19 protein-coding genes, 2 tRNA genes and 1 pseudogene are annotated in these 22,501 nt (G+C 69.5%); 13 read left to right on the top strand and 9 right to left on the bottom strand.

Features of this window, described 5'->3' with window-relative positions:
• The first annotated feature begins 26 nt into the window (after nucleotides 1–26).
• Nucleotides 27–971, top strand: coding sequence for a D-alanine--D-alanine ligase family protein (locus ACFQRI_RS14145; protein WP_380668518.1), 945 nt, complete (start codon nucleotides 27–29; stop codon nucleotides 969–971).
• A 113-nt stretch (nucleotides 972–1,084) separates the two neighbouring features.
• On the opposite strand, the gene ACFQRI_RS14140 is transcribed toward ACFQRI_RS14145, so the two are convergent.
• The 8 genes from ACFQRI_RS14140 to rpmH form a co-directional block, all read right to left on the bottom strand.
• Nucleotides 1,085–2,113, bottom strand: coding sequence for a ParB/RepB/Spo0J family partition protein (locus ACFQRI_RS14140; RefSeq protein ID WP_380668516.1), 1,029 nt, complete (start codon nucleotides 2,111–2,113; stop codon nucleotides 1,085–1,087).
• Complete coding sequence (locus ACFQRI_RS14135) at nucleotides 2,110–3,039, bottom strand: ParA family protein (RefSeq protein ID WP_380668751.1); 930 nt, start codon at nucleotides 3,037–3,039, stop codon at nucleotides 2,110–2,112. The genes ACFQRI_RS14140 and ACFQRI_RS14135 overlap by 4 nt, the downstream gene beginning before the upstream one ends.
• Nucleotides 3,040–3,089: 50 nt before the next feature.
• Nucleotides 3,090–3,788, bottom strand: coding sequence for a 16S rRNA (guanine(527)-N(7))-methyltransferase RsmG (gene rsmG / locus ACFQRI_RS14130; RefSeq protein ID WP_380668514.1), 699 nt, complete (start codon nucleotides 3,786–3,788; stop codon nucleotides 3,090–3,092).
• A 348-nt stretch (nucleotides 3,789–4,136) separates the two neighbouring features.
• Entirely contained in the window at nucleotides 4,137–4,703 is a 567-nt protein-coding gene (locus ACFQRI_RS14125) for a Jag family protein (protein WP_380668512.1), read from the bottom strand.
• 33 nt (nucleotides 4,704–4,736) lie between these two features.
• Nucleotides 4,737–5,687 (bottom strand): membrane protein insertase YidC, encoded by a 951-nt coding sequence (gene yidC / locus ACFQRI_RS14120; RefSeq protein ID WP_380668510.1) that lies wholly within the window; start codon nucleotides 5,685–5,687, stop codon nucleotides 4,737–4,739.
• A 1-nt stretch (nucleotide 5,688) separates the two neighbouring features.
• Nucleotides 5,689–6,003, bottom strand: a complete 315-nt coding sequence (gene yidD, locus ACFQRI_RS14115) for a membrane protein insertion efficiency factor YidD (protein WP_380668508.1) — start codon at nucleotides 6,001–6,003, stop codon at nucleotides 5,689–5,691.
• A gap of 55 nt (nucleotides 6,004–6,058) precedes the next feature.
• Nucleotides 6,059–6,505 carry a ribonuclease P protein component gene (gene rnpA / locus ACFQRI_RS14110; protein WP_380668506.1) on the bottom strand — a complete coding sequence of 149 codons (447 nt, stop codon included), beginning with the start codon at nucleotides 6,503–6,505 and terminating at the stop codon, nucleotides 6,059–6,061.
• Nucleotides 6,506–6,517: 12 nt separating this feature from the next.
• Entirely contained in the window at nucleotides 6,518–6,661 is a 144-nt protein-coding gene (gene rpmH / locus ACFQRI_RS14105; RefSeq protein ID WP_125092573.1) for a 50S ribosomal protein L34, read from the bottom strand.
• Between the two features lie 657 nt (nucleotides 6,662–7,318).
• Between rpmH and dnaA the strand changes: the two genes are divergently transcribed.
• The 11 genes and pseudogenes from dnaA to ACFQRI_RS14050 all read left to right on the top strand — a co-directional run bounded on the left by dnaA (nucleotide 7,319) and on the right by ACFQRI_RS14050 (nucleotide 20,867).
• Nucleotides 7,319–9,181 carry a chromosomal replication initiator protein DnaA gene (dnaA, locus tag ACFQRI_RS14100; RefSeq protein WP_380668503.1) on the top strand — a complete coding sequence of 621 codons (1,863 nt, stop codon included), beginning with the start codon at nucleotides 7,319–7,321 and terminating at the stop codon, nucleotides 9,179–9,181.
• Nucleotides 9,182–10,427: 1,246 nt separating this feature from the next.
• Nucleotides 10,428–11,552, top strand: a complete 1,125-nt coding sequence (gene dnaN / locus ACFQRI_RS14095) for a DNA polymerase III subunit beta (protein ID WP_380668501.1) — start codon at nucleotides 10,428–10,430, stop codon at nucleotides 11,550–11,552.
• A gap of 171 nt (nucleotides 11,553–11,723) precedes the next feature.
• Complete coding sequence (gene gnd, locus ACFQRI_RS14090; RefSeq protein WP_380668499.1) at nucleotides 11,724–12,605, top strand: phosphogluconate dehydrogenase (NAD(+)-dependent, decarboxylating); 882 nt, start codon at nucleotides 11,724–11,726, stop codon at nucleotides 12,603–12,605.
• 85 nt (nucleotides 12,606–12,690) lie between these two features.
• Nucleotides 12,691–13,878, top strand: coding sequence for a DNA replication/repair protein RecF (recF, locus tag ACFQRI_RS14085; RefSeq protein WP_380668497.1), 1,188 nt, complete (start codon nucleotides 12,691–12,693; stop codon nucleotides 13,876–13,878).
• A 112-nt stretch (nucleotides 13,879–13,990) separates the two neighbouring features.
• Complete coding sequence (locus ACFQRI_RS14080; protein WP_380668495.1) at nucleotides 13,991–14,542, top strand: DciA family protein; 552 nt, start codon at nucleotides 13,991–13,993, stop codon at nucleotides 14,540–14,542.
• Nucleotides 14,543–14,966: 424 nt separating this feature from the next.
• Nucleotides 14,967–16,934: a DNA topoisomerase (ATP-hydrolyzing) subunit B gene (gene gyrB, locus ACFQRI_RS14075; RefSeq protein ID WP_380668493.1), complete on the top strand. Its 1,968-nt coding sequence runs from the start codon at nucleotides 14,967–14,969 to the stop codon at nucleotides 16,932–16,934.
• A gap of 49 nt (nucleotides 16,935–16,983) precedes the next feature.
• Entirely contained in the window at nucleotides 16,984–19,479 is a 2,496-nt protein-coding gene (gene gyrA, locus ACFQRI_RS14070; protein WP_380668491.1) for a DNA gyrase subunit A, read from the top strand.
• A gap of 55 nt (nucleotides 19,480–19,534) precedes the next feature.
• On the top strand, nucleotides 19,535–20,341 hold the full coding sequence (locus tag ACFQRI_RS14065; RefSeq protein ID WP_380668489.1) for a DUF3566 domain-containing protein: 807 nt from the start codon (nucleotides 19,535–19,537) through the stop codon (nucleotides 20,339–20,341).
• A gap of 141 nt (nucleotides 20,342–20,482) precedes the next feature.
• Nucleotides 20,483–20,556, top strand: a tRNA-Ile gene (locus ACFQRI_RS14060).
• A 75-nt stretch (nucleotides 20,557–20,631) separates the two neighbouring features.
• A pseudogene (locus ACFQRI_RS14055) lies at nucleotides 20,632–20,739 on the top strand (DLW-39 family protein); the annotation flags it as partial.
• Between the two features lie 55 nt (nucleotides 20,740–20,794).
• Nucleotides 20,795–20,867 (top strand) — tRNA-Ala (locus ACFQRI_RS14050).
• Nucleotides 20,868–21,225: 358 nt separating this feature from the next.
• On the opposite strand, the gene ACFQRI_RS14045 is transcribed toward ACFQRI_RS14050, so the two are convergent.
• Nucleotides 21,226–21,810 (bottom strand): hypothetical protein, encoded by a 585-nt coding sequence (locus ACFQRI_RS14045; RefSeq protein ID WP_380668487.1) that lies wholly within the window; start codon nucleotides 21,808–21,810, stop codon nucleotides 21,226–21,228.
• A gap of 140 nt (nucleotides 21,811–21,950) precedes the next feature.
• Between ACFQRI_RS14045 and ACFQRI_RS14040 the strand changes: the two genes are divergently transcribed.
• Nucleotides 21,951–22,499: a peptidylprolyl isomerase gene (locus ACFQRI_RS14040; protein WP_380668485.1), complete on the top strand. Its 549-nt coding sequence runs from the start codon at nucleotides 21,951–21,953 to the stop codon at nucleotides 22,497–22,499.
• The last annotated feature ends 2 nt before the right edge of the window (nucleotides 22,500–22,501 follow it).

Here is a 22,501-nt window from a genome sequence, read left to right as displayed (position 1 = left end):
AATTGACTTTTCGAGGTGTTCCAGAAGTGTCTGATCGCTGGGTTGCCGTTCTCGCCGGCGGGCTCTCGCACGAGCGCGACGTGTCGCTGCGCTCGGGTCGCCGGTTGTCCGCCGCGCTGCGGTCGACCGGGATGACCGTGGCGGAGTGGGACGCCGATGAACGGCTGCTGTCCCGCCTCACCGAGGAGCGCCCGGATGCCGTGGTGATCGCGCTGCACGGGGGCGAGGGCGAGAACGGCTCGGTGCAGACGCTGCTGGAGATGCTCGACATCCCCTACGTGGGCACCGGCTCGCACGCCTGCCGCCGCGCCTGGGACAAGCCCACCGCCAAGGCCGAGCTGGCCCGCGCCGGGCTGAACACGCCGGACTGGGTCGCCCTGCCGCACAACACCTTCCGGGAACTCGGCGCGCAGGCGGTGCTGGACGCGCTCGTGGCCAAGCTGGGCCTGCCGCTGATGCTCAAGCCCGATCAGGGCGGCTCCGGGCTGGGCGCCCAGGTGGTCACCGAAGCCGCGGAGCTGCCCTCGGCGATGGTCGGTGCGCTGTCCTACGGCGACGCGGTGCTGGTGGAGAAGTTCATCGAAGGCACCGAGGTGGCGGTCACCGTGATCGAGGGGGAGCAGGGTTCGGAAGCGCTGCCCGCGGTGCAGATCGAGCCCGCCGACGGCGTCTACGACTACACCGCCCGCTACACCGCCGGGCTCACCAGCTACCACGCCCCGGCCGAGATCTCGGAGAGCTCCGCGGCCGCGGCCGGCGAGCTGGCGATCGCGGCGCACCGATTGCTCGGGCTGCGCGACGTCTCCCGGACCGACGCGATCATCGACACCGACGGCGTTCCGCACTTCCTCGACGTGAAGGTCTCGCCGGGTCTCACCGAGACCTCGCTGATGCCGATGGCGGTGGAGGCCGCCGGCCGCTCCCTCGGCGACGCCTTCGCCACCCTCGTGGAGCGAGCGATCAACCGCTAGCGTTTCACGTGAAACGGAGAAGCGGCCCGGCCTCCCCGAGGGGAGACCGGGCCGCTTCTTTGGCCTCGATCAGGCCGCGATCGTTATCGTCACCGTGACGAAAGACCCCCGTGTCATCCTTCGTCGATCTCGCGGGCCCGCTCGCCCAAGATCAACTGCGCGATGCGCTCCAGATCGTCGATCGAGCCGTACTCCAGAACGATCTTGCCCTTCCGACGACCACGTTCCACCTTGACCCGGGTGTCGAAGTGGTTGGAGAGCCGATCCGCCAGGCGGTCGAAGCCGGGGGCCTGCACCTGCGGCTTGGCGGCCTTCGGCTTGGCCGGCTCCTCCGACTTCTTCAGCGTCACCTGCTCCTCGGTCGCGCGGACCGACAGCCCCTCCGCGACGATCCGCTTCGCCAGCTCCTCCTGCTGCGCCACGTCCTCCAGACCCAGCAAGGCGCGGGCGTGCCCGGAGGACAGGACTCCCACGGCGACCCGGCGCTGCACCTCGAGGGGGAGACGCAGCAGCCGGATCGTGTTCGTGATGACCGGTCGGCTGCGGCCGATGCGGTCGGCGAGTTCATCGTGGGTGACGCCGAACTCGTCGAGCAGCTGCTGGTAGGCAGCCGCCTCTTCGAGCGGGTTGAGCTGGACGCGGTGGATGTTCTCCAGCAACGCGTCCCGCAGCAGCGCGTCGTCCTTCGTCTCGCGGACGATCGCCGGGATGTGCTCCAGGCCCGCCAGCTGCGAAGCGCGCCACCGGCGCTCACCCATGATGAGCTCGAACCGGTCCTGCTCCAGTTCGCGAACCACGATCGGCTGCATCAGGCCGAACTCGCGGATGGAGTGCTGCAGCTCCTGCAGCGCGTCCTCGTCGAAGACCTGCCGCGGCTGCTTCGGATTCGGCGTGATGGACGCGATCGCGATCTCGCGATACGTCGCGCCGGCCACCGAGCCGCCCCCGGTTTCACGTGAAACCTCGGATTCCGCCGGGGTGGACGGATCCGCCGGGGCAGCGGGGGACGGGGCACTCGGCGCGTCACCACCGCGCACCTGTCCCGAACCACCGCTGAGGGAGGCGCCGTCGGCGCCCCCGGGCGGACCGTTCGGGATCAGCGCGGCGATGCCGCGACCAAGACCACCTCGTCGCTCGGTCATGCTGACGTCCTTTCGACACCCCGCTCCGCGATCTCTCGCGCCGCGTCCAGGTAACTCATCGAACCCCGCGAGCCGGGGTCGTAGGTCAGCACCGTCTGGCCGAAGCCCGGCGCCTCCGAAATCTTGACACTACGCGGGATGACCGTGCGAAGGGCCAGATCGCCGAAGTGGTCCCGGACCTCGGCGGTCACCTGATCCGCCAGCTTCGTGCGCCCGTCGTACATGGTCAGCAGAATCGTGGACACCCACAGCGCCGGGTTGAGGTGCGACTGCACCAGCTCGATGTTGCGGAGCAGCTGCCCCAAGCCCTCCAGCGCGTAGTACTCGCACTGGATCGGGATCAGCACCTCGTGCGCGGCCACCAGAGCGTTCACCGTGAGCAGGCCGAGCGAAGGCGGGCAGTCCACGAAGACGTAGTCGTAGCCGAGCTCGTTGACCGCCTCGGAATTCAGGGCCTCCTTCAGGCGTCCCTCGCGGGCCACCATCGTGACGAGCTCGATCTCCGAACCCGCCAGGTCGATGGTCGCCGGCACGCACCACAGGTTGGCGGACTGGGTGGACTGCGCCGCGGCGTCGGCGATCGAGGTCTCACCCAGCAGCACCTCGTAGATCGAGGGCGTGCCCGCCCGGTGCTCGACCCCCAGCGCGGTGCTCGCGTTGCCCTGCGGGTCGAGGTCGATCACCAGCACCTTGAGCCCGTGGATGGCCAGCCCGGCCGCGAGGTTCACCGTGGAGGTCGTCTTCCCGACGCCGCCCTTCTGGTTGGCCACGGTCATGATCCGGCGGTTCTGCGGGCGGGGGAGGTCCAGCTCGTCGGGATGCAGCACGCGGGTGGCGCGCTGGGCCTCCTCCATGATCGGAGTCCACCCGATGTCCTCCCGCCCGAAGCTCATCGACTCCGACTCGGGCCCGGACGGGAACCGCATCGCGCCCATCGCGCGGCTCCTTGTTTCACGTGAAACCCCGTTTGAGTCCGTCACCGTCCACGATCCTTTCTCGCTCGACGTGCACCGTCACGACGTCGACCGGACGCTTTTCGGGTCGCCGCGACCCGTTCCACGACGACCACGGTCGTCGGCACCTCCAGGGAGCCGACGCCGCACTGGACAACTTCGCCGCGGCCGCCACCGGCCGCCGCGATCGCCGCTTCGTCCCGCTGCAGTTCCTCGGCCGCGCTCTCGCCCTTCATCGCGAGGAGCTTGCCGTCCTGCCGCAGGAGGGGGAGGCACCACTTCGCGAGCCGTTCCATCGGAGCCACGGCGCGCGCCGTGACCACGTCGGCGCCGGCCAGCTGTTCGCGCACCGGACCCTCCTCGGCACGGCCCCGCTGCACCTCGCAGGTGAGCGACAACTCGGTGATGACTTCCTGCAACCAGGTCACCCGTCGGGCCATCGGCTCCAACAAGGTGAGGGTGAGATCCGGGCGAGCGATCGCCAGCGGGATGCCCGGCAACCCCGCCCCAGAGCCTACGTCCACAACCCGGCTTTCCGGTGGAAGCAACTCCGCGAGAACCGCAGAGTTCAACAGATGTCTTTCCCAGAGCCGGTCCAGTTCCCGCGGACCGATCAGCCCGCGCCGGATTCCGTGCTCGTGGAGCAGTTCGTGGAACCGCTCGGCGAGCTCCAAGCGGTCACCGAACACGACCCGCGCCGACTCCGGCGCCCCTCCGGTCAAGACATTCACCCCGTCGTTTCACGTGGAACCAGGACTTCGCACCCAAGACTGCCGGATCACGATCCGCAGTCGAGCACCAACCCTCGTTTCACGTGAAACAGAACCGAACGGGCAACACCGCCGCGCGCGGGCCGGGGTTCAACTACCCGGAACTCATTCAGCCAGACCCGGGTTGCAGAAGTGTTTCACGCGAAACCCGCCCTGACTACGACCCCGAACGGGGTGGGGAAGACCTGTCGACAAAACGTCACGGTGATGAGTCGCCGAGCACCCGGCGGGGGGATTCCTCCCGCACGAGAAAGTCCCCGCACGGAACGCACGTGCGGGGACTTCTCGCAGGGGGAGGGGTCAGCGCTTGAAGACGACCACCTTGCGGTTGGGCTCTTCGCCCTCGGACTCGCTGTGGACGCCGTCGACCGCGGCGATGGCGTCGTGGATGATCTTGCGCTCGAACGGGGTCATCGGCCGCAGCCGGGCCTCCTCGCCGGTGCGGAGGACTTCCTCGGCGGTGGTCCGGCCGAGCTCGGAGAGCTCGTCGCGCCGGCCCGCGCGCCAGCCCGCGATGTCGAGCATCAGCCTGCTGCGGACCCCGGTCTCCTGCTGCACGGCCAGTCGCGTCAGCTCCTGCAGCGATTCGAGCACCTGACCGCGGTTGCCGACCAGCTTCTCCAGGTCACCACCGCCCTCGATGCTCACCACCGCACGACCGGCCTCGACGTCCAGGTCGATGTCACCGTCGTAGTCCAGCAGGTCGAGCAGGCGCTCCAGGTAGTCACCGGCGGCATCGCCCTCCTGAACCAGGAGGGCCTCGGTGTTCGACACCTGCTCGGCGCCGGTCTCCTCGACCGAGCTCGACTCCTCGGTCGCGGCCTCTTCGGCCGAGGCCGGGGTCGACTCCTGCACAGTTTCAGACACTGGGTGTCTCCTCTCCAGGGGTTCGCGACGGACTCAGCGGGACTCGCCCGGCTGGTCGGTGTCGCGAGAACGGTCTTCGATCACCCCGGGGACGTCACCGGGTTGGTCCTTGCCCGCCTCCGCGGCCTGGGCCTCCGAGCTCTCGCTCGGGGCCTCGACGACCGCCGAGTCCACGACCGCGGGCGCGCCGGCCTGCTCGGCCGACGCGGCCTCCTCGCGGTCGATCTTGCGGTACACCACGCGCTGCTGCCCCAACGTCCAGAAGTTGTTGGCCAGCCAGTAGATCAGGATCGCCAGCGGCAGGAAGGGACCACCGATGATCGCGAACATCGGGAAGATCCACAGCATCAGCTTGCCGGTCATCGCGGCCTGCGGGCTGTTCGCGGCCTCCGGGCTCTGCCGCTGCATCGAGTGCCGGGCGGTGAAGTGCGTGGCGATCGCCGCGGCGATCATCAGCGGCACCGCGACGAGCAGCATCGAGGAGCGGTCGGTGCCGAAACCGGCCAGCACCTCGGGGGACTGGCTGATGTGGTTGGACAGCTTCGCGCCGAAGAGATCGGCGGCGACGAAGGAGCGCACGTCCTCGGCGTTGAAGATGAAGTTCGACTGCGCGCCCGGCTTGAACCCGTTCAGGACGTGGAACAGGCCGATGAACACCGGGATCTGCACCAGCATCGGCAGGCAACCCGACAGCGGGTTGAAACCCTGCTCGCTCTGCAGCTTCTGCATCTCCTCGGCGAGCTTCTGCCGGTCGTCGCCGTGCTTGTTCTGCAGGTCGCGCACCAGCGGCGCGAACTCCTGCATCTTCTTCATCGACCGGACCTGGTGCACGAACGGCTTGTACAGCAGCGCGCGAAGGGTGAAGACGAGGAAGATCACCGACAGCGCCCAGGCGAATCCGCTGGCCGGGTCGAGCACGAAGCCGAAGATCTCGTGCCAGAACCACAGGATGGCCGACACGGGGTAGTAGATGAAGTCGAGCACGCTACTCCTCGGCGGTGTTGTCAGACTCGCGAACGCCGGTGGTCGCGGACCGCCGACGGGGTGGCGGGACCGGGTCCAGGCCACCAGGATGCCAGGGACCGCAGCGCAGCAGCCTGCGGAGGGTGAGCCACCCGCCGCGGAACAACCCGTGCTTGGTGAGCGCCTCGACCGAGTAGGCGCTGCAGCTCGGGTAGAAGCGGCACGTCGGCGGCAGCAATGGGGAGATCAGCTTGCGGTAGACGTGCACCGGCCCGAGCAGGAGCCACGCCGCCGGGCTCGGGCGCCCGGGGGAGTCGTGCTCTCGGTCCTGTGCCATCACGAACCCGCCATCAACATCGAACCGACCATTGCCCTGCGGCCTCGACCGGTCGCTACTTCGACACGATCCGCGGACCGTCCGGACGGTCGATGCGCAGCTTGCGCAACGCCGCGTCCAGGTCCGCGCCGAGCTCGTCGCTGGTGGCGCCGGCCGCCGGCGGCAACGCGCGCACCACCACCAGTGTGCCCTCCGGCAGCGCCGGAAGGCGGTCGCGGATCAGGTGCCGCAGCCTGCGGGTGACCCGGTGGCGGACCACCGCTACGCCGACGGCTTTGCTCACGACAAAACCCACCCGGGTCGATCCTGTCGACTCCCGGGTGGGTGCCGTGTTCTGTTCGACTTCCGACGCGGCCTCACCGACGGCTCCGGCCGAGCTCGCGATCGCCGGGTCCGGACGCAGCGCGTGGACCACCAGACGGGATCGCCCTGCTCGGCGGCCACGACGAACCACCAGGCGGAACTCCTGGGACTTGGTCAGCCGGGCTGCCGCGGGAAGCACAGCCGGACGCGATCAGGCAGACAGCTGCGCGCGGCCCCGGCGACGGCGCGCGGCCACGATGGCCCGGCCGGCGCGAGTGCGCATGCGCAGCCGGAACCCGTGCTTCCTGGCACGGCGGCGGTTGTTCGGCTGGAAAGTGCGCTTGCCCTTGCTCACGGTCGGATCTCCCGGTTACTACAGGCACCGAGGCCACGAATGAACCACGGTTCGGTCTGGACGTCCCTGCTCGGGCCCACCATGTCGAGGGAACCCGCGGTCACCGCCCGGACGATACGTCGGCGCAGCGACATGCCCGCTTCGCAAGCGGGGGACTGTACGAGGGTACGCCAGGGCCAACGGCAGGTGCACAACCGGGGTCGGCAACGGGCCCGGCAACGTGTCGGGGACGCATCGGCGGAGGCGCGGTGCGCCCGGAGATCCGCCCGCCGGAAGCCGGCGCCGGCCGCGCTGGTGATCGCCCCCCGCGCCCCGCACCATCCCACATCACGATCGCCGGACGGCGCCGGGGATCTGGTTGTGGGCGGGACGCCCGCTTGTTAGCGTGCCAATCTGCGATGGCGCAGGCCGATGGGTGGGAGCATCGGCCTGGTCGAGGGCCTGACCTCGGTCGCAGCGGGTACACCGGCCCCAGGGGGAAATACCGAAGCGGCCTGCCGTACCTTCATACACACGTTGTGGACAACTCTGTGGACACGTGTGTCCGCGGAGTCGCCTACCAAGTCCCGTGTCATCGCCCGCTGCCCATGCAACCTTGGGGGCTGGCCCTCGGGACCGCAACCGGGGACGCATCAGCGAGGGGAGGGGAGCAAGGCGGTGTCCGACCACCAAGCCGATCTCGGTCGGGTTTGGGAAGAGGTGGTGCAGGAGCTGTCCTCCGGCACCCTTTCCCCGCAACAACGCGCGTGGATGCGGGTCACCCGCCCCATCGGGCTGCTCGACGGGACCGCGCTGCTGGCCGCTCCCAGCGACTTCGCCAAGGAAGCCATCGAGCGCGCGCTGCGCGACCCGATCACCGACGCCCTCTCCCGCCGGCTCGGCCGGACGGTCTCGCTGGCGGTCAAGGTGGACACCGCGGTGCCCGCGCCGACCCGCCCGGTCGCCGCGCCCGCGCCGGAGCCCGGCAACGGTTCCGCCACCGGCGGCGACCAGCAGTCCTCCACCTACATCTCGCTCCCCGCCTTCGGCTCCTCCGGGGACAGCTTCGGGCACACCGCGCACACCGGGTCGATCCCGGTGGTGCCGAGCGACCCGCCCGCGGGCCCGGCCGCGCCGAACCCGCCGCCGACCGCCTCGTCCGGGCCGACCGCGACACCGCCGGTGAGCCCCGCTCCCGAGCCCAAGCACGCCAAGCCGGAGCCGCAGCCGGAGATCGACTTCCCGACCGCCGAGTTCAAGTGGCCGGCGGGCGAACCCCCGAAGCCCAAGGCGGAGCCGGAACCGGAGCCGCAGCCGGAGGAGACCCCGAGCGCGCCCGCGACCAGCACTTCCGCCGAGCAGGAAGCCCCCGCGACCGGTGAGGGCGCCGAGTCCGGAGGGGATTCCGAGGAGAACGGGGTCTGGCCGACCTTCGGCCGCGGCGGGCAGCAGCCCGAGCAGCAGCAGGGCCAGCCGTTCACCGCGCCCAAGCACGCTCCGCCGACCTCGCAGACCCGGCTCAACGCCAAGTACACCTTCGACACGTTCGTCATCGGCGCGTCGAACCGGTTCGCGCACGCCGCCGCGGTCGCGGCGGCCGAGGCGCCCGCCCGCGCGTACAACCCGCTGTTCATCTGGGGCGAGTCCGGTCTCGGCAAGACGCACCTGCTGCACGCCGTCGGGCACTACACGCAGCGCCTGTTCCCCGGGATGCGGGTGCGCTACGTGTCGACCGAGGAGTTCACCAACGACTTCATCAACTCGCTGCGCGACGACCGGCAGGTGGCCTTCCAGCGCCGCTACCGCGACGTGGACGTGCTGCTGGTCGACGACATCCAGTTCCTGGAGGGCAAGGAAGGCACTCAGGAGGAGTTCTTCCACACCTTCAACACGCTCCACAACTCGAACAAGCAGATCGTGGTCTCCTCGGACCGGCCGCCGAAGGGGCTGCGCACGCTGGAGGACCGGCTGCGCACCCGGTTCGAGTGGGGCCTGATCACCGACATCCAGCCGCCCGAGCTGGAGACCCGGATCGCGATCCTGCGCAAGAAGGCGGCCCAGGACCGGATGAACGCGCCGGCCGACGTGCTGGAGTTCATCGCCTCCCGCATCGAGCGCAACATCCGCGAGCTGGAGGGCGCGCTGATCCGGGTCACGGCCTTCGCGTCGCTGAACCGGCAGCCGGTCGACCTGCAGCTCGCCGAGATCGTGCTGCGCGACCTGATCCCGGACTCGCAGACGCCGGAGATCACCGCGCCCACGATCATGGCCGTGACCGCGGACTACTTCGGGGTGACCATCGACGACCTGTGCGGCCCCGGCAAGACCAAGGCGCTGGCCCAGGCCCGGCAGATCGCCATGTACCTGTGCCGCGAGCTGACCGACTCCTCGCTGCCCAAGATCGGGCAGTCCTTCGGCAGCCGCGACCACACCACCGTGATGTACGCGGACAAGAAGATCCGCAAGGAGATGGCCGAGCGCCGCCGCGTCTACGAGCACGTCCAGGAGCTCACCGCGCGCATCAAGCAGCAGTCCCGCTGATCGGGCGGTTTCGGGCCCGACCGCATCGCCAGGTGTCCGAGGTCGGCTCCGAAACCGCGAACACTCGAAGCTGTGACCTGCACCTTTATCGGGTCGGCCGCTCATTTGGCCGCTGCCGCCCGATTTCGGGTCGCCTGGTGTGATTGGCCGGGCGGCGAACACCGGATCTTTCTGCTACTGGGGATCGCCGCGCCCCACCCCCGCGACCAGAAAGATCCCGGGGGATCGCCCCGACCCGCACCCCGCTCCGGCGGACGGCGCGCATCCGAAATCCGGCCCGCGAGCCGACGACGGGAACCTTTCTGCTGACCCACCGCGGCCGCGCCCACCCCCGGGAGCAGAAAGATCCCGCACCACCCGGAGGGCTCCGCACCGCTGGATCCGGGGTGTGCCGAGCCCCGCCGAGGCTTCCGCGTCGGCGAATCCGCACGTGACGTGGTCGTCCGATCGCCCTGCGAGGTCACCGGGACGCGCTGCAGAGGCCAACTTTTCTGCGCCCCCGGGTGGGCTTCGCCTCACCCCGCCCGCAGAAATCCGCGAACCGGCCGAGATGTCCACAGCGACCTCGGTCCCCAAGGATGACCTGGAACTTTCCCCAATTCATCCACAAGCTGTGCACATCTGTCCCCGGGTCTGCCCACATGCCTTCCCGGGGTTGCCAACAGCTCTCCCACAGGTCTGCCCACAACCCGACCGGTGGAGAACCGCGAATCCACCGGCGCTCGGGACAACCGGGGGAGCATCTGGGGATCGGCGTGTGGACAACTGGGGACAGTTGTGGAAGCAGCGAAGGAGGCCAGAAGTTGTCCACCACCCGGCTGTCGTAGTCCCCGGACACGTCCCGTGGTCATCCACACGGCACGGGACGCCACGACCAGCCGAAACGGGACTTGTCCCCACAACTCACAGCCCTTACTACTACTGCTCTCATTTCTCTTCTTTTAAGAAAAAAGACAAGAGAAAGAGGGGCGGTGGATAAGTGGACAACCCCTCGGCTCGGCCCTCGGAGCGGTCTCGCGAATGCCCGGACCCGGATGCGGAGATCCGCGAGCACGCTCTACGGTGGAACTCCCGCGAAGACCGCATCCGCGAACATCGCCCCGGCGATCGCTGTCGAGGCCTGCCTTCCTCGGTGCGTTCGGCGCGGGACGCTTCGCCTCGACGCGGAGCACCCCGAACCTTCCAGCCGCGCACGGCTCGACAAGTTCTCGGCAGCCAAGCCACGGCTGAAACCGAAAGGACACCCATGAAGATCCGCGTGGAGCGCGACGGCCTCGCCGACGCCGTCGCCTGGGTCGCGCGCAGCCTCCCGTCGCGGCCACCGGTTCCGGTGCTGGGCGGCGTGCTGCTCGATGCGAGCTCCGGGGAAGCGCTGACCATCTCCGGCTTCGACTACGAGGTCTCGGCGCAGGTCGCGGTCGAGGCCTCGATCGACGCCAGCGGCAAGACCCTGGTCTCCGGGCGCCTGCTGGCCGACATCACCAAGGCGCTGCCCAACCGCCCGGTGGAGCTCACCGTGGACGGGTCCCGCGTGAGCATCAGCTGCGGCAGCTCGAAGTTCAGCCTGCCGACCATGCCGGTCGAGGACTACCCGGCGCTGCCCGCGATGCCCGACCACGTCGGTTCGGTGCCGGGCGACCTGTTCAGCGAAGCGGTCGGCCAGGTCGCCGTCGCGGCGGGCAAGGACGACACGCTGCCGATGCTCACCGGCATCCGCATGGAGATCAACGCCGACAAGCTGACCATGGTCGCCACCGACCGTTTCCGGCTGGCGATGCGCGAGTTCACCTGGGAGCCGGGCACTTCGCTCGGGGACACCTCGGTGCTCGTCCCGGCCAAGACGCTGGCCGACTCGGCCAAGACCCTCGGTGCCGGCGGCAGCAAGGTGGAGATCTCGCTGGCCTCGGGCGACGGCCTGCTGGGCCTGTCCGGCACGACCCGGCGCAACACCACCCGGCTGCTGGACGCCGAGTTCCCCAAGTACCGCCAGCTGCTGCCCTCGGAGAGCGCGGTGACCGCCGACGTCGACGTCGCCCCGCTGGCCGAGGCGATCAAGCGCGTCTCGCTGGTCGCCGAGCGCGGCACCCAGGTGCGCCTGGAGTTCTCCGACCGCCTGCTGCGGCTGACCGCCGGTGGCGACGACGAGGGCTCGGCCGAGGAGGAGCTGCCGGTCGACCTGGTCGGCGAGGACCTGACCATCGCGTTCAACCCGACCTACCTGCTGGACGGCCTCGGCGCGCTCAAGTCCGAGCGGGCGCAGCTGCAGTTCACCACGTCGAACCGGCCCGCTCTGATCAAGCCGATCGGCGAGGACGGCCAGGTCCAGGAGGGCTACCTCTACCTGCTGATGCCGGTGCGCCTGCCGGGCTGATCCGGCGCGGCTGGTGGTGGGTCACATCCGGCCCACCACCAGCCGACGGCTGCCCGCTCCGGTGGTTAGGCTCGAAGTCAGATCGATTCAGCGGGCGAGGCATCGCCCCGACGAGGCCGGCCGCGCGCCGACCCCGGCAGTCGACAATCACGTTCGGATAGGGGAGTTCCAGTGCAACTCGGACTTGTCGGCCTCGGCCGAATGGGCTTCAACATGCGCGAGCGGCTGCGCGCTGCGGGGCACGAGGTGGTCGGTTACGACCGAAACGCCGAAGTCAGCGACGTCGCGTCGATCGCGGAGCTGGTGGAGAAGCTGTCCGGCCCGCGCGTCGTGTGGATCATGGTCCCGCACGGGGACCCGACCAGGCAGACCGTCGAGGAGCTGTCCGGCCTGCTGGCGGCCGGTGACCTGGTGATCGAGGGCGGGAACTCCAAGTTCACCGACGACCAGGCCAACGCCGCGCTGCTCGCGGAGAACGCCATCAAGTACGTCGACGTCGGCGTCTCCGGCGGCGTCTGGGGTGCCGAGAACGGCTACGGCCTGATGGCGGGCGGCGACGCCGAGGACGTCGAGCGCGCGATGCCGATCTTCGACGCGCTGCGCCCGGAGGGCCCGCGCGAGGAGGGCTTCGCGCACGCCGGCCCGGTCGGCGCGGGGCACTACGCGAAGATGGTGCACAACGGCATCGAGTACGGCCTGATGCAGGCCTACGCCGAGGGCTTCGAGCTGCTGGCCGCCTCGGACGTGGTCACCGACGTGCCCGCGACGATCAAGGCGTGGAGCCGCGGCACCGTGGTCCGCTCCTGGCTGCTGGACCTGCTGGTCCGCGCCCTGGACGAGGACCCGGAGCTCGCCGAGCTGCGCGGCTACGTGCAGGACTCCGGCGAGGGTCGCTGGACCATCGAGGAGTCGATCAACAACGCGGTCCCGGCCCCGGTGATGACCGCCGCGCTGTTCGCCCGCTTCGCCTCGCGCCAGGACGACTCCCCGGCGATGAAGGCGGTCGCCGCGCTGCGCAACCAGTTCGGCGGGCACGCGGTCAAGAAGGACTGACCTCCCGGCTCCGCGGTGGCGGTGCGGCGCGCGCGTCGTGCCCGCCGCCACCGCGCCGAGATCCCGACCACTAGGTTGGACAGCCGTGTACGTGCGTCATTTGCAGGTGACCGACTTCCGGTCCTGGTCGCATGCCGACCTCGCCCTGGAACCGGGGACCACCGTGCTGGTCGGCTCGAACGGGCAGGGCAAGACCAACCTGGTCGAGGCGATCGGCTACGTCGCGACGCTCGCCTCGCACCGGGTCTCCAGCGATCAGCCGCTGGTGCGCGAGGGCAGCGGCCGAGCGGTGGTGCGCGCCGCGGTGGTCAACGGCGGCCGCGAGCTGCTGGTCGAGCTGGAGATCACCCCGGGCAAGGCCAACCGCGCCCGGATCAACCGGGGCAACGCGGGCAAGCCGCGCGACGTGCTGGGCATCCTGCGCACCGTGCTGTTCGCGCCCGAGGACCTGGCCATCGTGCGCGGGGATCCGGGCGAGCGCCGCCGGTTCATGGACGACCTGCTGGTCTCCCGCGCGCCCAAGTACGCGGGCGTGCGCTCGGACTACGAGCGGGTGCTGCGCCAGCGCAGCGCGCTGCTGAAGTCGGCGGGCGCGGCGCGCAAGGGCGGCGGCAAGGCCGATCTGCGGACCCTGGAGGTCTGGGACGGTCACCTCGCGCGCTTCGGCGCCGAGCTGCTGGCCGGCAGGCTCGCCCTGGTCTCGGCCCTCGGGCCGCACGTGACCAGGGCTTACGCCAGCGTGGCCGCGACCGAGGAGGCGACCTCGCCCTCGGGGCGGGTGGCCGATCTGCGCTACCGCAGCAGCCTCGGCGAGTCGCTGCCCGCGGGTTACGGCGAACCGGGGCAGGAGCAGCCGCCGCACGATGAGATGGTCGCGGCGCTGGAGTCGGCGCTGCAGGCCGAGCTGGAGCGGGTCCGCCCGCAGGAGATCGAGCGCGGGGTGTCGCTGGTCGGTCCGCACCGCGACGACCTGGAGCTGCTGCTCGGCGAGCTGCCGGCGAAGGGCTACGCCAGCCACGGCGAGTCGTGGTCGTTCGTGCTGGCGTTGCGCCTGGCCTCGTACCACCTGCTCACCGATGATGGCGCGGAACCGGTGCTGATCCTGGACGACGTGTTCGCCGAGCTGGATCGGCGGCGCCGGGCCCGGCTGGCCGAACTGGTGGCCGACGCCGAGCAGGTGCTGGTGACCGCGGCGGTGCCCGAGGACGTGCCGGAGGAGCTCACCGGTGTCCACTTCAACGTCCGGGAAGGCGAGGTCCACCGTGCCGAGTGAAGATGGCCGGGACGAGGGGCCCGGCAGAGCGCCGAGCACCCGCGATGATGAACCCAGCGTGACCGGCGCCACTGGTAAAGCTGTGGATGTCCCCACATATGGGGATAACGCTGTGGATAACTCGCGGTCGGCCGCGGAATCCCGAGTTGCGGAGGACGGCGAGCTGCGCGGTCCCGACCTCGCCCGGGCGGCCCTGCAGGCCGCCCGGGAGCAGGCCGCGGCCAAGCGCAAGAAGAGCGGTGCCGGGCCCGCGGGCGGCAAGGTGCGCACCCGGCGGCGTCGCGGCTGGTCGGGCGCCGGTCCGGACGACCGCGACCCGCAGCCGCTGGGCAAGCTCGCGTCCCGGATCGCCAAGGACCGGGGGTGGACGGACAACCTCACCGGCGGCCAGGTCTTCGCCAAGTGGGGTGCGCTGGTCGGCGAGGAGGTCGCCGAGCACACCAAGCCGGTCGCGCTCTCCGACGGCGAGCTCACCGTGCAGGCCCAGTCCACGGCGTGGGCCACCCAGCTGCGCCTGCTGCAGCGGCAGATCCTCAAGCGGATCTCCGACGGGATCGGCCGCGACGTGGTCAAGCGGATCAAGGTGCAGGGCCCGGCCGCGCCGAGCTGGCGACACGGGCCGCGACACGTCCCCGGACGGGGCCCGCGGGACACCTACGGCTAGTAATCTGCGGGCTGCGCACCGTCCGGTTCCCGGTCGGGCGCGCGGCCCGGCGGGCTCCGGCGGTGCTGATCTGCTCCTCGGCGGCCGATCGCCACCGAGATCCGGCGACGACCGTTCACGGCTCTTCGATGGTGGATCCGGTCGAGTTATCGGCTCTGTGAGCAAGTCAGGGGTGTCCTTGCCCCACTTCTGCGCGGGGGGACAAGTAGAATCTCAGACGGGGTGTGACCCGACGCGCCCGCGACCGGCCGCAGGCACGACCGACCCGGTCGGCAGGGAGGCCGGTGGTGACGTCGGCAGCACCCGGGGTGCGGCGCCGGCAGACGAGTCGCCCCGAAGTGGTCCGCGGTGCGGGAGACAGGTTCGAACCGGCATCGACCGATCACCGTGACAGCACAGTCGGCTCAAGGAGAAATCGAGGCCCGTGGCACCGAAGAAGAGCGAATACAACGCTTCATCCATCACCGTTCTTGAGGGCCTTGAGGCCGTCCGCAAGCGTCCGGGCATGTACATCGGCTCGACCGGCGAGCGCGGTCTGCACCACCTGGTGCAGGAGGTCGTGGACAACTCGGTCGACGAGGCGATGGCCGGGTACGCCTCCAAGGTCGAGGTCACCCTGCTGGCCGACGGCGGCGTGCGGGTCACCGACGACGGCCGCGGCATCCCCGTCGGCCTGCACCCGGTGGAGAAGAAGCCGACCCTGGAGGTCGTGCTCACCGTGCTGCACGCGGGCGGCAAGTTCGGCGGCGACTCCTACGCCGTCTCCGGCGGTCTGCACGGCGTCGGCGTGTCGGTGGTCAACGCGCTGTCCACCGCCCTGGAGGCCGAGGTCCACGTGGACGGCCACGTCTGGCGGCAGAGCTACAAGGACTCCAAGCCGGTCGCCGACGTCGAGAAGGGCGAGAAGACCGACCGGACCGGCACCACCATCACCTTCTGGGCCGACCCGACCATCTTCGAGACCACCACCTACAACGCCGAGACGATCGCTCGCCGGCTGCAGGAGATGGCCTTCCTGAACAAGGGCCTGATCATCACCCTGCGGGACGAGCGCAGCACCGGCGAGGACGGCGAGATCGACGGCGAGGAGGCCGTCCGCCCGAAGGAGCGGACCTTCCACTACCCGGGCGGCCTGGAGGACTTCGTCAAGCACATCAACGCCACCAAGGAGCCCATCCACAAGAAGGTGGTGGCCTTCAGCGCCTCCGGTCAGGGGCACGAGCTGGAGGTGGCGCTGCAGTGGAACTCCGGCTTCAACCAGTCGGTGTACACCTTCGCCAACACGATCAACACGCACGAGGGCGGTACCCACGAGGAGGGCTTCCGGGCCGCGCTGACCAGGGTGGTCAACGCCTACGCCAAGGACAAGAAGCTCATCAAGGACAAGGACGGCAGCCTCACCGGTGACGATGTCCGCGAGGGCCTGGCCGCGATCGTGTCGGTGAAGGTCTCCGAACCGCAGTTCGAGGGCCAGACCAAGACCAAGCTGGGCAACACCGAGGTCAAGTCCTTCGTGCAGACCACCGCCTTCGAGTGGCTGACCGACTGGTTCGACCGCAACCCGGCCGACGCCAAGACGATCGTGAACAAGGCGGTCTCCTCGGCGCAGGCGCGGATGGCCGCGCGCAAGGCCAAGGAGCTGGTCCGCCGCAAGAGCGCGATGGACATCGGCGGCCTGCCGGGCAAGCTCAAGGACTGCCAGTCCAACCAGCCCGACGAGTGCGAGCTCTACATCGTGGAGGGCGACTCCGCGGGCGGCTCGGCGAAGGAGGGCCGCGAGTCCCGCTTCCAGGCGATCCTGCCGATCCGAGGCAAGATCATCAACGTGGAGAAGGCCCGGATCGACAAGGTCCTCAAGAACAACGAGGTCCAGTCGATCATCACCGCGCTGGGCACCGGCATCCACGACGAGTTCGACCTGTCGAAGCTGCGGTACCACAAGATCGTGATCATGGCCGACGCCGACGTCGACGGCCAGCACATCCGGACGCTGCTGCTCACGCTGCTGTTCCGGTTCATGCGCCCGCTGATCGAGGCCGGTCACGTCTACCTCGCGCAGCCGCCGCTGTACAAGATCAAGTGGCCGCGCGCCGAGCCGGACTACGTCTACAGCGACAAGGAGCGCGACGCGCTGCTCGAGCGCGGTGCAGCCGAGGGTCGCAAGCTTCCCAAGGACGACGGCATCCAGCGCTACAAGGGTCTCGGCGAGATGAACCCCGAGGAGCTCTGGGAGACCACGATGAACCCGGCTTCCCGGCTGCTCATGCAGGTCTCGCTGGACGACGCCGCCACCGCCGACGAGCTGTTCAGCGTGCTGATGGGCGAGGACGTCGAGGCCCGGCGCTCGTTCATCACCCGCAACGCCAAGGAAGCCGGCCTGCTCGACGTGTGACGCCGACGCGCCTCAATCGCCAAGACTTCGAGCGAAACGAAGGATCAGCATGACTGAAATCCTGCCGCCGGAACACGGCCGGATCGAGCCGGTCGAACTCCAGCAGGAGATGCAGAACTCCTACATCAACTACGCGATGAGCGTCATCGTCTCGCGCGCCCTGCCGGACGTGCGGGACGGCCTCAAGCCGGTGCACCGCCGAGTGCTCTACGCGATGCACGACGCCGGGTTCCGCCCGGACCGCGGGTACGTGAAGTGCTCGCGCGTCGTCGGCGAGGTGATGGGCAACTACCACCCGCACGGCGACTCGGCGATCTACGACACCCTGGTGCGCCTCGCCCAGCCCTGGTCGATGCGGCACCCGCTGATCGACGGCCAGGGCAACTTCGGCTCCCCGGGCAACGACCCGGCGGCGGCCATGCGCTACACCGAGTGCCGGCTGGACCCGTTGGCGACGCACATGCTCGCCGACATCGAAGAGGACACCGTCGAGTTCTCGGACAACTACGACGGCCGCACCCAGGAACCCGACGTCCTCCCGTCGCGCATCCCGAACCTGCTGGTCAACGGCGGTGGCGGTATCGCGGTGGGCATGGCGACCAACATCCCGCCGCACAACCTGCGCGAGGTCGCCGAGGGCGTCTACTGGCTGCTGGACAACCCCGAGGCCGAGGACGACGAGCTGCTCGAAGCGCTGATGCAGCGGATCAAGGGCCCGGACTTCCCGACCCACGGCCTGATCCTGGGCACCAACGCGATCGCCGACGCGTACCGGACCGGCCGCGGGTCGATCAAGATGCGCGCGGTCGTCAACATCGAGGAGGACAGCAAGGGCCGCACGATCCTGGTCGTCACCGAGCTGCCGTACCAGGTCAACCCGGACAACCTCATCGAGAACATCGCGACCATGCACCGCGAGGGCAAGATCGCGGGCATCTCGGACATCGCCGACGAGTCCAACTCGCGGCGCGGCATGCGGATCGTGGTCACCCTCAAGCGGGACGCGATCCCGAAGGTCGTGCTCAACAACCTCTACAAGCACACCCAGCTGCAGACCACCTTCGGCGTGAACATGCTGGCGCTGGTCGACGGCGTGCCGCGCACGCTGCGGCTGGACCAGGTGATCCGGTACTACGTCAAGCACCAAGTCGACGTCATCGTCCGCCGGACCCGCTACCGGCTGCGCAAGGCCGAGGAGCGGGCGCACATCCTGCGCGGTCTGGCCAAGGCGCTGGACGCGCTGGACGAGGTCATCGCGCTGATCCGGCGCTCGCCCACGGTCGACGAGGCGCGCACCGGCCTGATCGAGCTGCTCGAGATCGACGAGATCCAGGCCAACGCGATCCTGGAGATGCAGCTGCGGCGGCTGGCCGCGATGGAGCGCCAGAAGATCGTCGACCAGCTGGCCGAGATCGAGCGCGAGATCGAGGACCTCAAGGACATCCTGGACAAGCCCGAGCGGCAGCGCGCGATCATCCGCGACGAGCTCGCGGCGATCGTGGACAAGCACGGCGAGGACCGGCGCACCAAGATCGTCCCGTTCGAGGGCGAGGTCTCCATGGAGGACCTCATCGCCGACGAGGACGTGGTCGTCACGATCACCCGGACCGGCTACGCCAAGCGGACCCGCACCGACCTGTACCGGGCCCAGAAGCGCGGCGGCAAGGGCGTGCAGGGCGCGGCGCTGAAGCAGGACGACATCGTGTCGCACTTCTTCGTCTGCTCCACGCACGACTGGATCCTGTTCTTCACCAACAAGGGCCGGGTCTACCGCGCGAAGGCCTACGAGCTGCCCGAGGCCAACCGCACCGCGCGGGGCCAGCACGTGGCGAACCTCCTGGCGTTCCAGCCGGACGAGGAGATCGCCCAGGTCATGCAGATCAAGGACTACACCGCGGCCCCGTACCTGGTGCTGGCGACGCGGAACGGCCTGGTCAAGAAGTCCCGTCTGACCGATTTCGATTCCAACCGATCGGGTGGACTTATCGGCATCAACCTCAAGGACGACGACGAGCTGGTCGGCGCCGTGCTGTGCTCGGCGGATGACGACCTGCTGCTGGTCTCGGCCGAGGGGCAGTCCATCCGCTTCCACGCCACCGACGAGGCGCTGCGCCCGATGGGGCGCGCGACCTCCGGCGTGCTCGGCATGCGGTTCAACCAGGGCGACGAGCTGCTCGCGATGGGCGTGTGCCGAGATGACCGGTATGTCCTCGTGGCCACCGACGGCGGTTACGCCAAGCGGACGCCGATCGAGGACTACCCGGTCCAGGGCCGCGGCGGAAAGGGCGTGCTGACTCTCCAGTACGACAACAAGCGTGGCAGGCTTGTGGCTGCGCTCATCGCCGAGCTCGACGACGAGCTCTACGCGATCACCTCCACCGGCGGGGTCATCCGGACCACCGCCAAGGAGGTGCGAAAGGCCGGCAGGCAGACGAAGGGTGTTCGCCTGATGAACCTCGACGACGGGACCGCGCTGGTGGCCATCGCCCGCAACGCCGACGAGGCCGCCAACCCCGACGCTGCGGGGCCGGACCAGCAGAAGTAAAACCGTGGGGTGACCACGGGGCACACCGACGCCGACGATCACCGAAGGATCGCTCGTGACACGTTCCGAGAAGCCGGAGTCCTCGGACCCGCAGCAGCAGGGTGCGGACCGGACTTCGGTCAGCACCCAGACAGTCGACGAGAACGTCGAGAACGCGGCCGCGGAGACCGGCGCGTCCTCGGCGCAGGCTGCCGACGACGGCGGTGAGGCGCTCGGTGGCACCGAGGCCCCGCCGCCGTGGCAGCGGGGCTCGGCCTCCGCGGAGTCCGGGACCGCCGCCACCGGGACGTCGTCGGCGGGCTCCGCCGACAGCGGGGTCGAGGAGACCCAGACGATCCCGAAGGCGGTCTCCGACGAGGAGACCGTGCGCACCCAGCTGCCGAACGCGGGCGCCGAGCGCACCCAGGTGTCGTTCACCGGCGCCGGCGCCGGCGCCGGCGGAGGCGGCTCGGCTCGGTCCGGCACGCCCAACGCCACCTCGGCGCGGCGTCCCAGCCGGGGGCCGCGGCGGGCGAGCCTGCAGGTCAAGCGGCTCGACCCGTGGTCGGTGCTCAAGCTCGCCCTGGTGCTGTCGGTCGCGCTGTTCTTCATCTGGATGATCGCCGTGGCGGTGCTCTACGGCGTGCTCGACGGCATGGGCGTGTGGGACTCGCTCAACGGCACCTTCACCGAGCTCACCCAGCCCGAGGACGCGGCCACCGAGCCGCTGATCAGCGCGGGCCGCGTGTTCGGCGTCGCCTCGATCGTCGGCGCGATCAACATCGTGCTGATCACCGCCCTGGCCACGGTGGCCGCGTTCATCTACAACGTGGCCGCCGACTTCGCCGGCGGGATCGAGGTCACGCTCTCCGAGCGCGAGTGAGCCGCTGACCCGGGATCGTCCCCGGTGATCCGGTCCGTCCGCGCAGGCCGGACCGGATCACCAGGGCCCGGGCGGGGCAACGCCGACCCCCCGTTCGGGCGCCCGGAACGATCCTGTAAGCTCTTTAGCACAACGGAACAGGGGCCTATAGCTCAGGCGGTTAGAGCGCTTCACTGATAATGAAGAGGTCGGAGGTTCAAGTCCTCCTAGGCCCACTGGGAGTTCTCCTCCCGATTTCTCACAAGGTCTCGAACAGCCCGGGCCGCGCGCCCGATTAGGAGGCGACCGGAATGAAGAAGCTGCTCGCGCTCGTCGCAGTTGCCGGCGTTGTTTTCTTCGTGGTTCGCCGCAACAAGGCCGCCAAGGCCGAGGCCGACCTCTGGCGCGAGGCCACCGCCGAGGCCTGATCCCGGCGAGGGGACACCTACCCCGGCTCGTCGGAGCCGCCCGCTCGGGGACGTAGCTCAATTGGCAGAGCACCGCCTTTGCAAGGCGGGGGTTAGGGGTTCGATTCCCCTCGTCTCCACTGCAATCGGGGCGAGATGCGTTCGCGGAGTGCGCGAACCTTCTCGTCCCGTCGTGCTAGTTGCGGGCCCCGCGGACGCCTGCGGTGCGCTGGCTGCCCGTCGGCCCCTCGTGCTGGGCAGCGCTCCCGGCCCGCTCGCCGACCAGCAGTTCGCCGGCGTTCGGGTTCTCCCGGGACGCTCTTCCGCGGTCGACGGCGTTGGTTCTGCTGGCTCCACTCGTTGAGCAGCAGTGGATCGCAGTAGTCGCTATTAATACTCAGCATTGCCCGGCTTCGTGCACATCAGGGCTGTGCGCTGGGGTTTTGACATGAGTGAGGCCGGGCCTGACGGCCCGGCCTCACGAGATCCGCAGTTCCGTCAGCGGTTCGGCGGGTGGGTCTTCTCGGTGCTCGGGTTGTGCCCGTCCTGCTGGGTCGGGACGGGGGAGTCGTCCTCCTGCAGGCGGTGCCTGGGCGTCGGGTTCGGGTCCTGCCGACCGGTGGCCGCGGCCACCGGGAGCTCCTCCGGCCGCCGGGTCAGGGCCACCGCTGCCGCCGCGCCCAGCGCCGCCAGCACCAGGAGCAACCACGGCCACTTGCGGCGCTTCTTCGGTGCGGGGTCGATCCTCGCGGCCAGCTCCTTGCGGGCCGCCGCGGCGTTCTTCGCCCACTGCTTGCGCGACTTGGCGGTGCGCTTGTCCCACTGCTTGCGGGCCTTCTTCGTGCGCTTGGCCAGCTGCTTGCGGGACATTCCGGTGGTGCGCTGGGCGAGCTTCTCCTGCAACTCGTCGGTGTTGACCCCGCGATTGGCCAGCTCCCGCTCGGCCATCGCGGCGGCCTGCTTTCCTGCCGTGCCGCAGACCTCGCCCGCGCGCATCGCGCCCTGGCGGGCCGAGCGCACGCCGGTGCCGACCGCCTTGCCCATGCTCTCGCCGGCTTTGGTCATCGCCTTCACTTCATCCATTCGGTGCCTCCCTGGCCCGGCTTTGCGGGTCAACCTCATGTGGCGTTCGCGTCCGCGTGCGAGCAGCGCCCAGAAGGGCCGGATCTGCCCATACTGCACCCAGAAAGAAAGTTCAGCGCGCTCGATGGCAGGATGATGGGGTGGCTGAAGACAACGGATCGCTCGTTGGGACGACGGTGACCGCGACCCTGCACACCTCGCAGGGCGACATCCGGATCAACCTGTTCCCCGACCAGGCGCCCAAGACCGTGGCGAACTTCGTGGGCCTCGCCGAAGGAACCAAGGAATACTCCGAGCCGAACGCCAAGGGCGAACGTTCCGGGCCGTTCTACGACGGAGTCATCTTCCACCGGGTCATCGACGGCTTCATGTGCCAGACCGGTGACCCGACCGGAACCGGCCGCGGCGGCCCCGGCTACCAGTTCGCCGACGAGTTCCACCCGGAGCTGCAGTTCAACAAGCCGTACCTGCTGGCGATGGCCAACGCCGGGCCGAACACCAACGGCTCGCAGTTCTTCATCACCGTGTCGGCCACGACTTGGCTGAACTACAAGCACACCATCTTCGGCGAGGTCGCCGACCAGGAGTCGCGCGACGTGGTCGACACGATTTCGCACACCGCGACCGGTCGCAACGACCGGCCGGTCAACGACATCGTCATCGAGAAGGTTTCGATCGAGCGCGGCTGACG

Origin of the sequence: Saccharopolyspora griseoalba, assembly GCF_042665275.1 — a bacterium.
Classification (GTDB): domain Bacteria; phylum Actinomycetota; class Actinomycetes; order Mycobacteriales; family Pseudonocardiaceae; genus Saccharopolyspora; species Saccharopolyspora griseoalba.
This window is presented reverse-complemented; position numbering and strand designations above follow the sequence as displayed.

Excerpts from the sequence above, each read along its gene's own strand:
- ACFQRI_RS14140 (WP_380668516.1), bottom strand. The coding sequence starts at position 2,113 with ATGACCGAGCGACGAGGTGGTCTTGGTCGCGGCATCGCCGCGCTGATC.
- ACFQRI_RS14135 (WP_380668751.1), bottom strand. The coding sequence starts at position 3,039 with ATGCGGTTCCCGTCCGGGCCCGAGTCGGAGTCGATGAGCTTCGGGCGG.
- yidD (WP_380668508.1), bottom strand. The coding sequence starts at position 6,003 with ATGGCACAGGACCGAGAGCACGACTCCCCCGGGCGCCCGAGCCCGGCG.
- dnaN (WP_380668501.1), top strand. The coding sequence starts at position 10,428 with ATGAAGATCCGCGTGGAGCGCGACGGCCTCGCCGACGCCGTCGCCTGG.
- gyrA (WP_380668491.1), top strand. The coding sequence starts at position 16,984 with ATGACTGAAATCCTGCCGCCGGAACACGGCCGGATCGAGCCGGTCGAA.
- ACFQRI_RS14045 (WP_380668487.1), bottom strand. The coding sequence starts at position 21,810 with ATGGATGAAGTGAAGGCGATGACCAAAGCCGGCGAGAGCATGGGCAAG.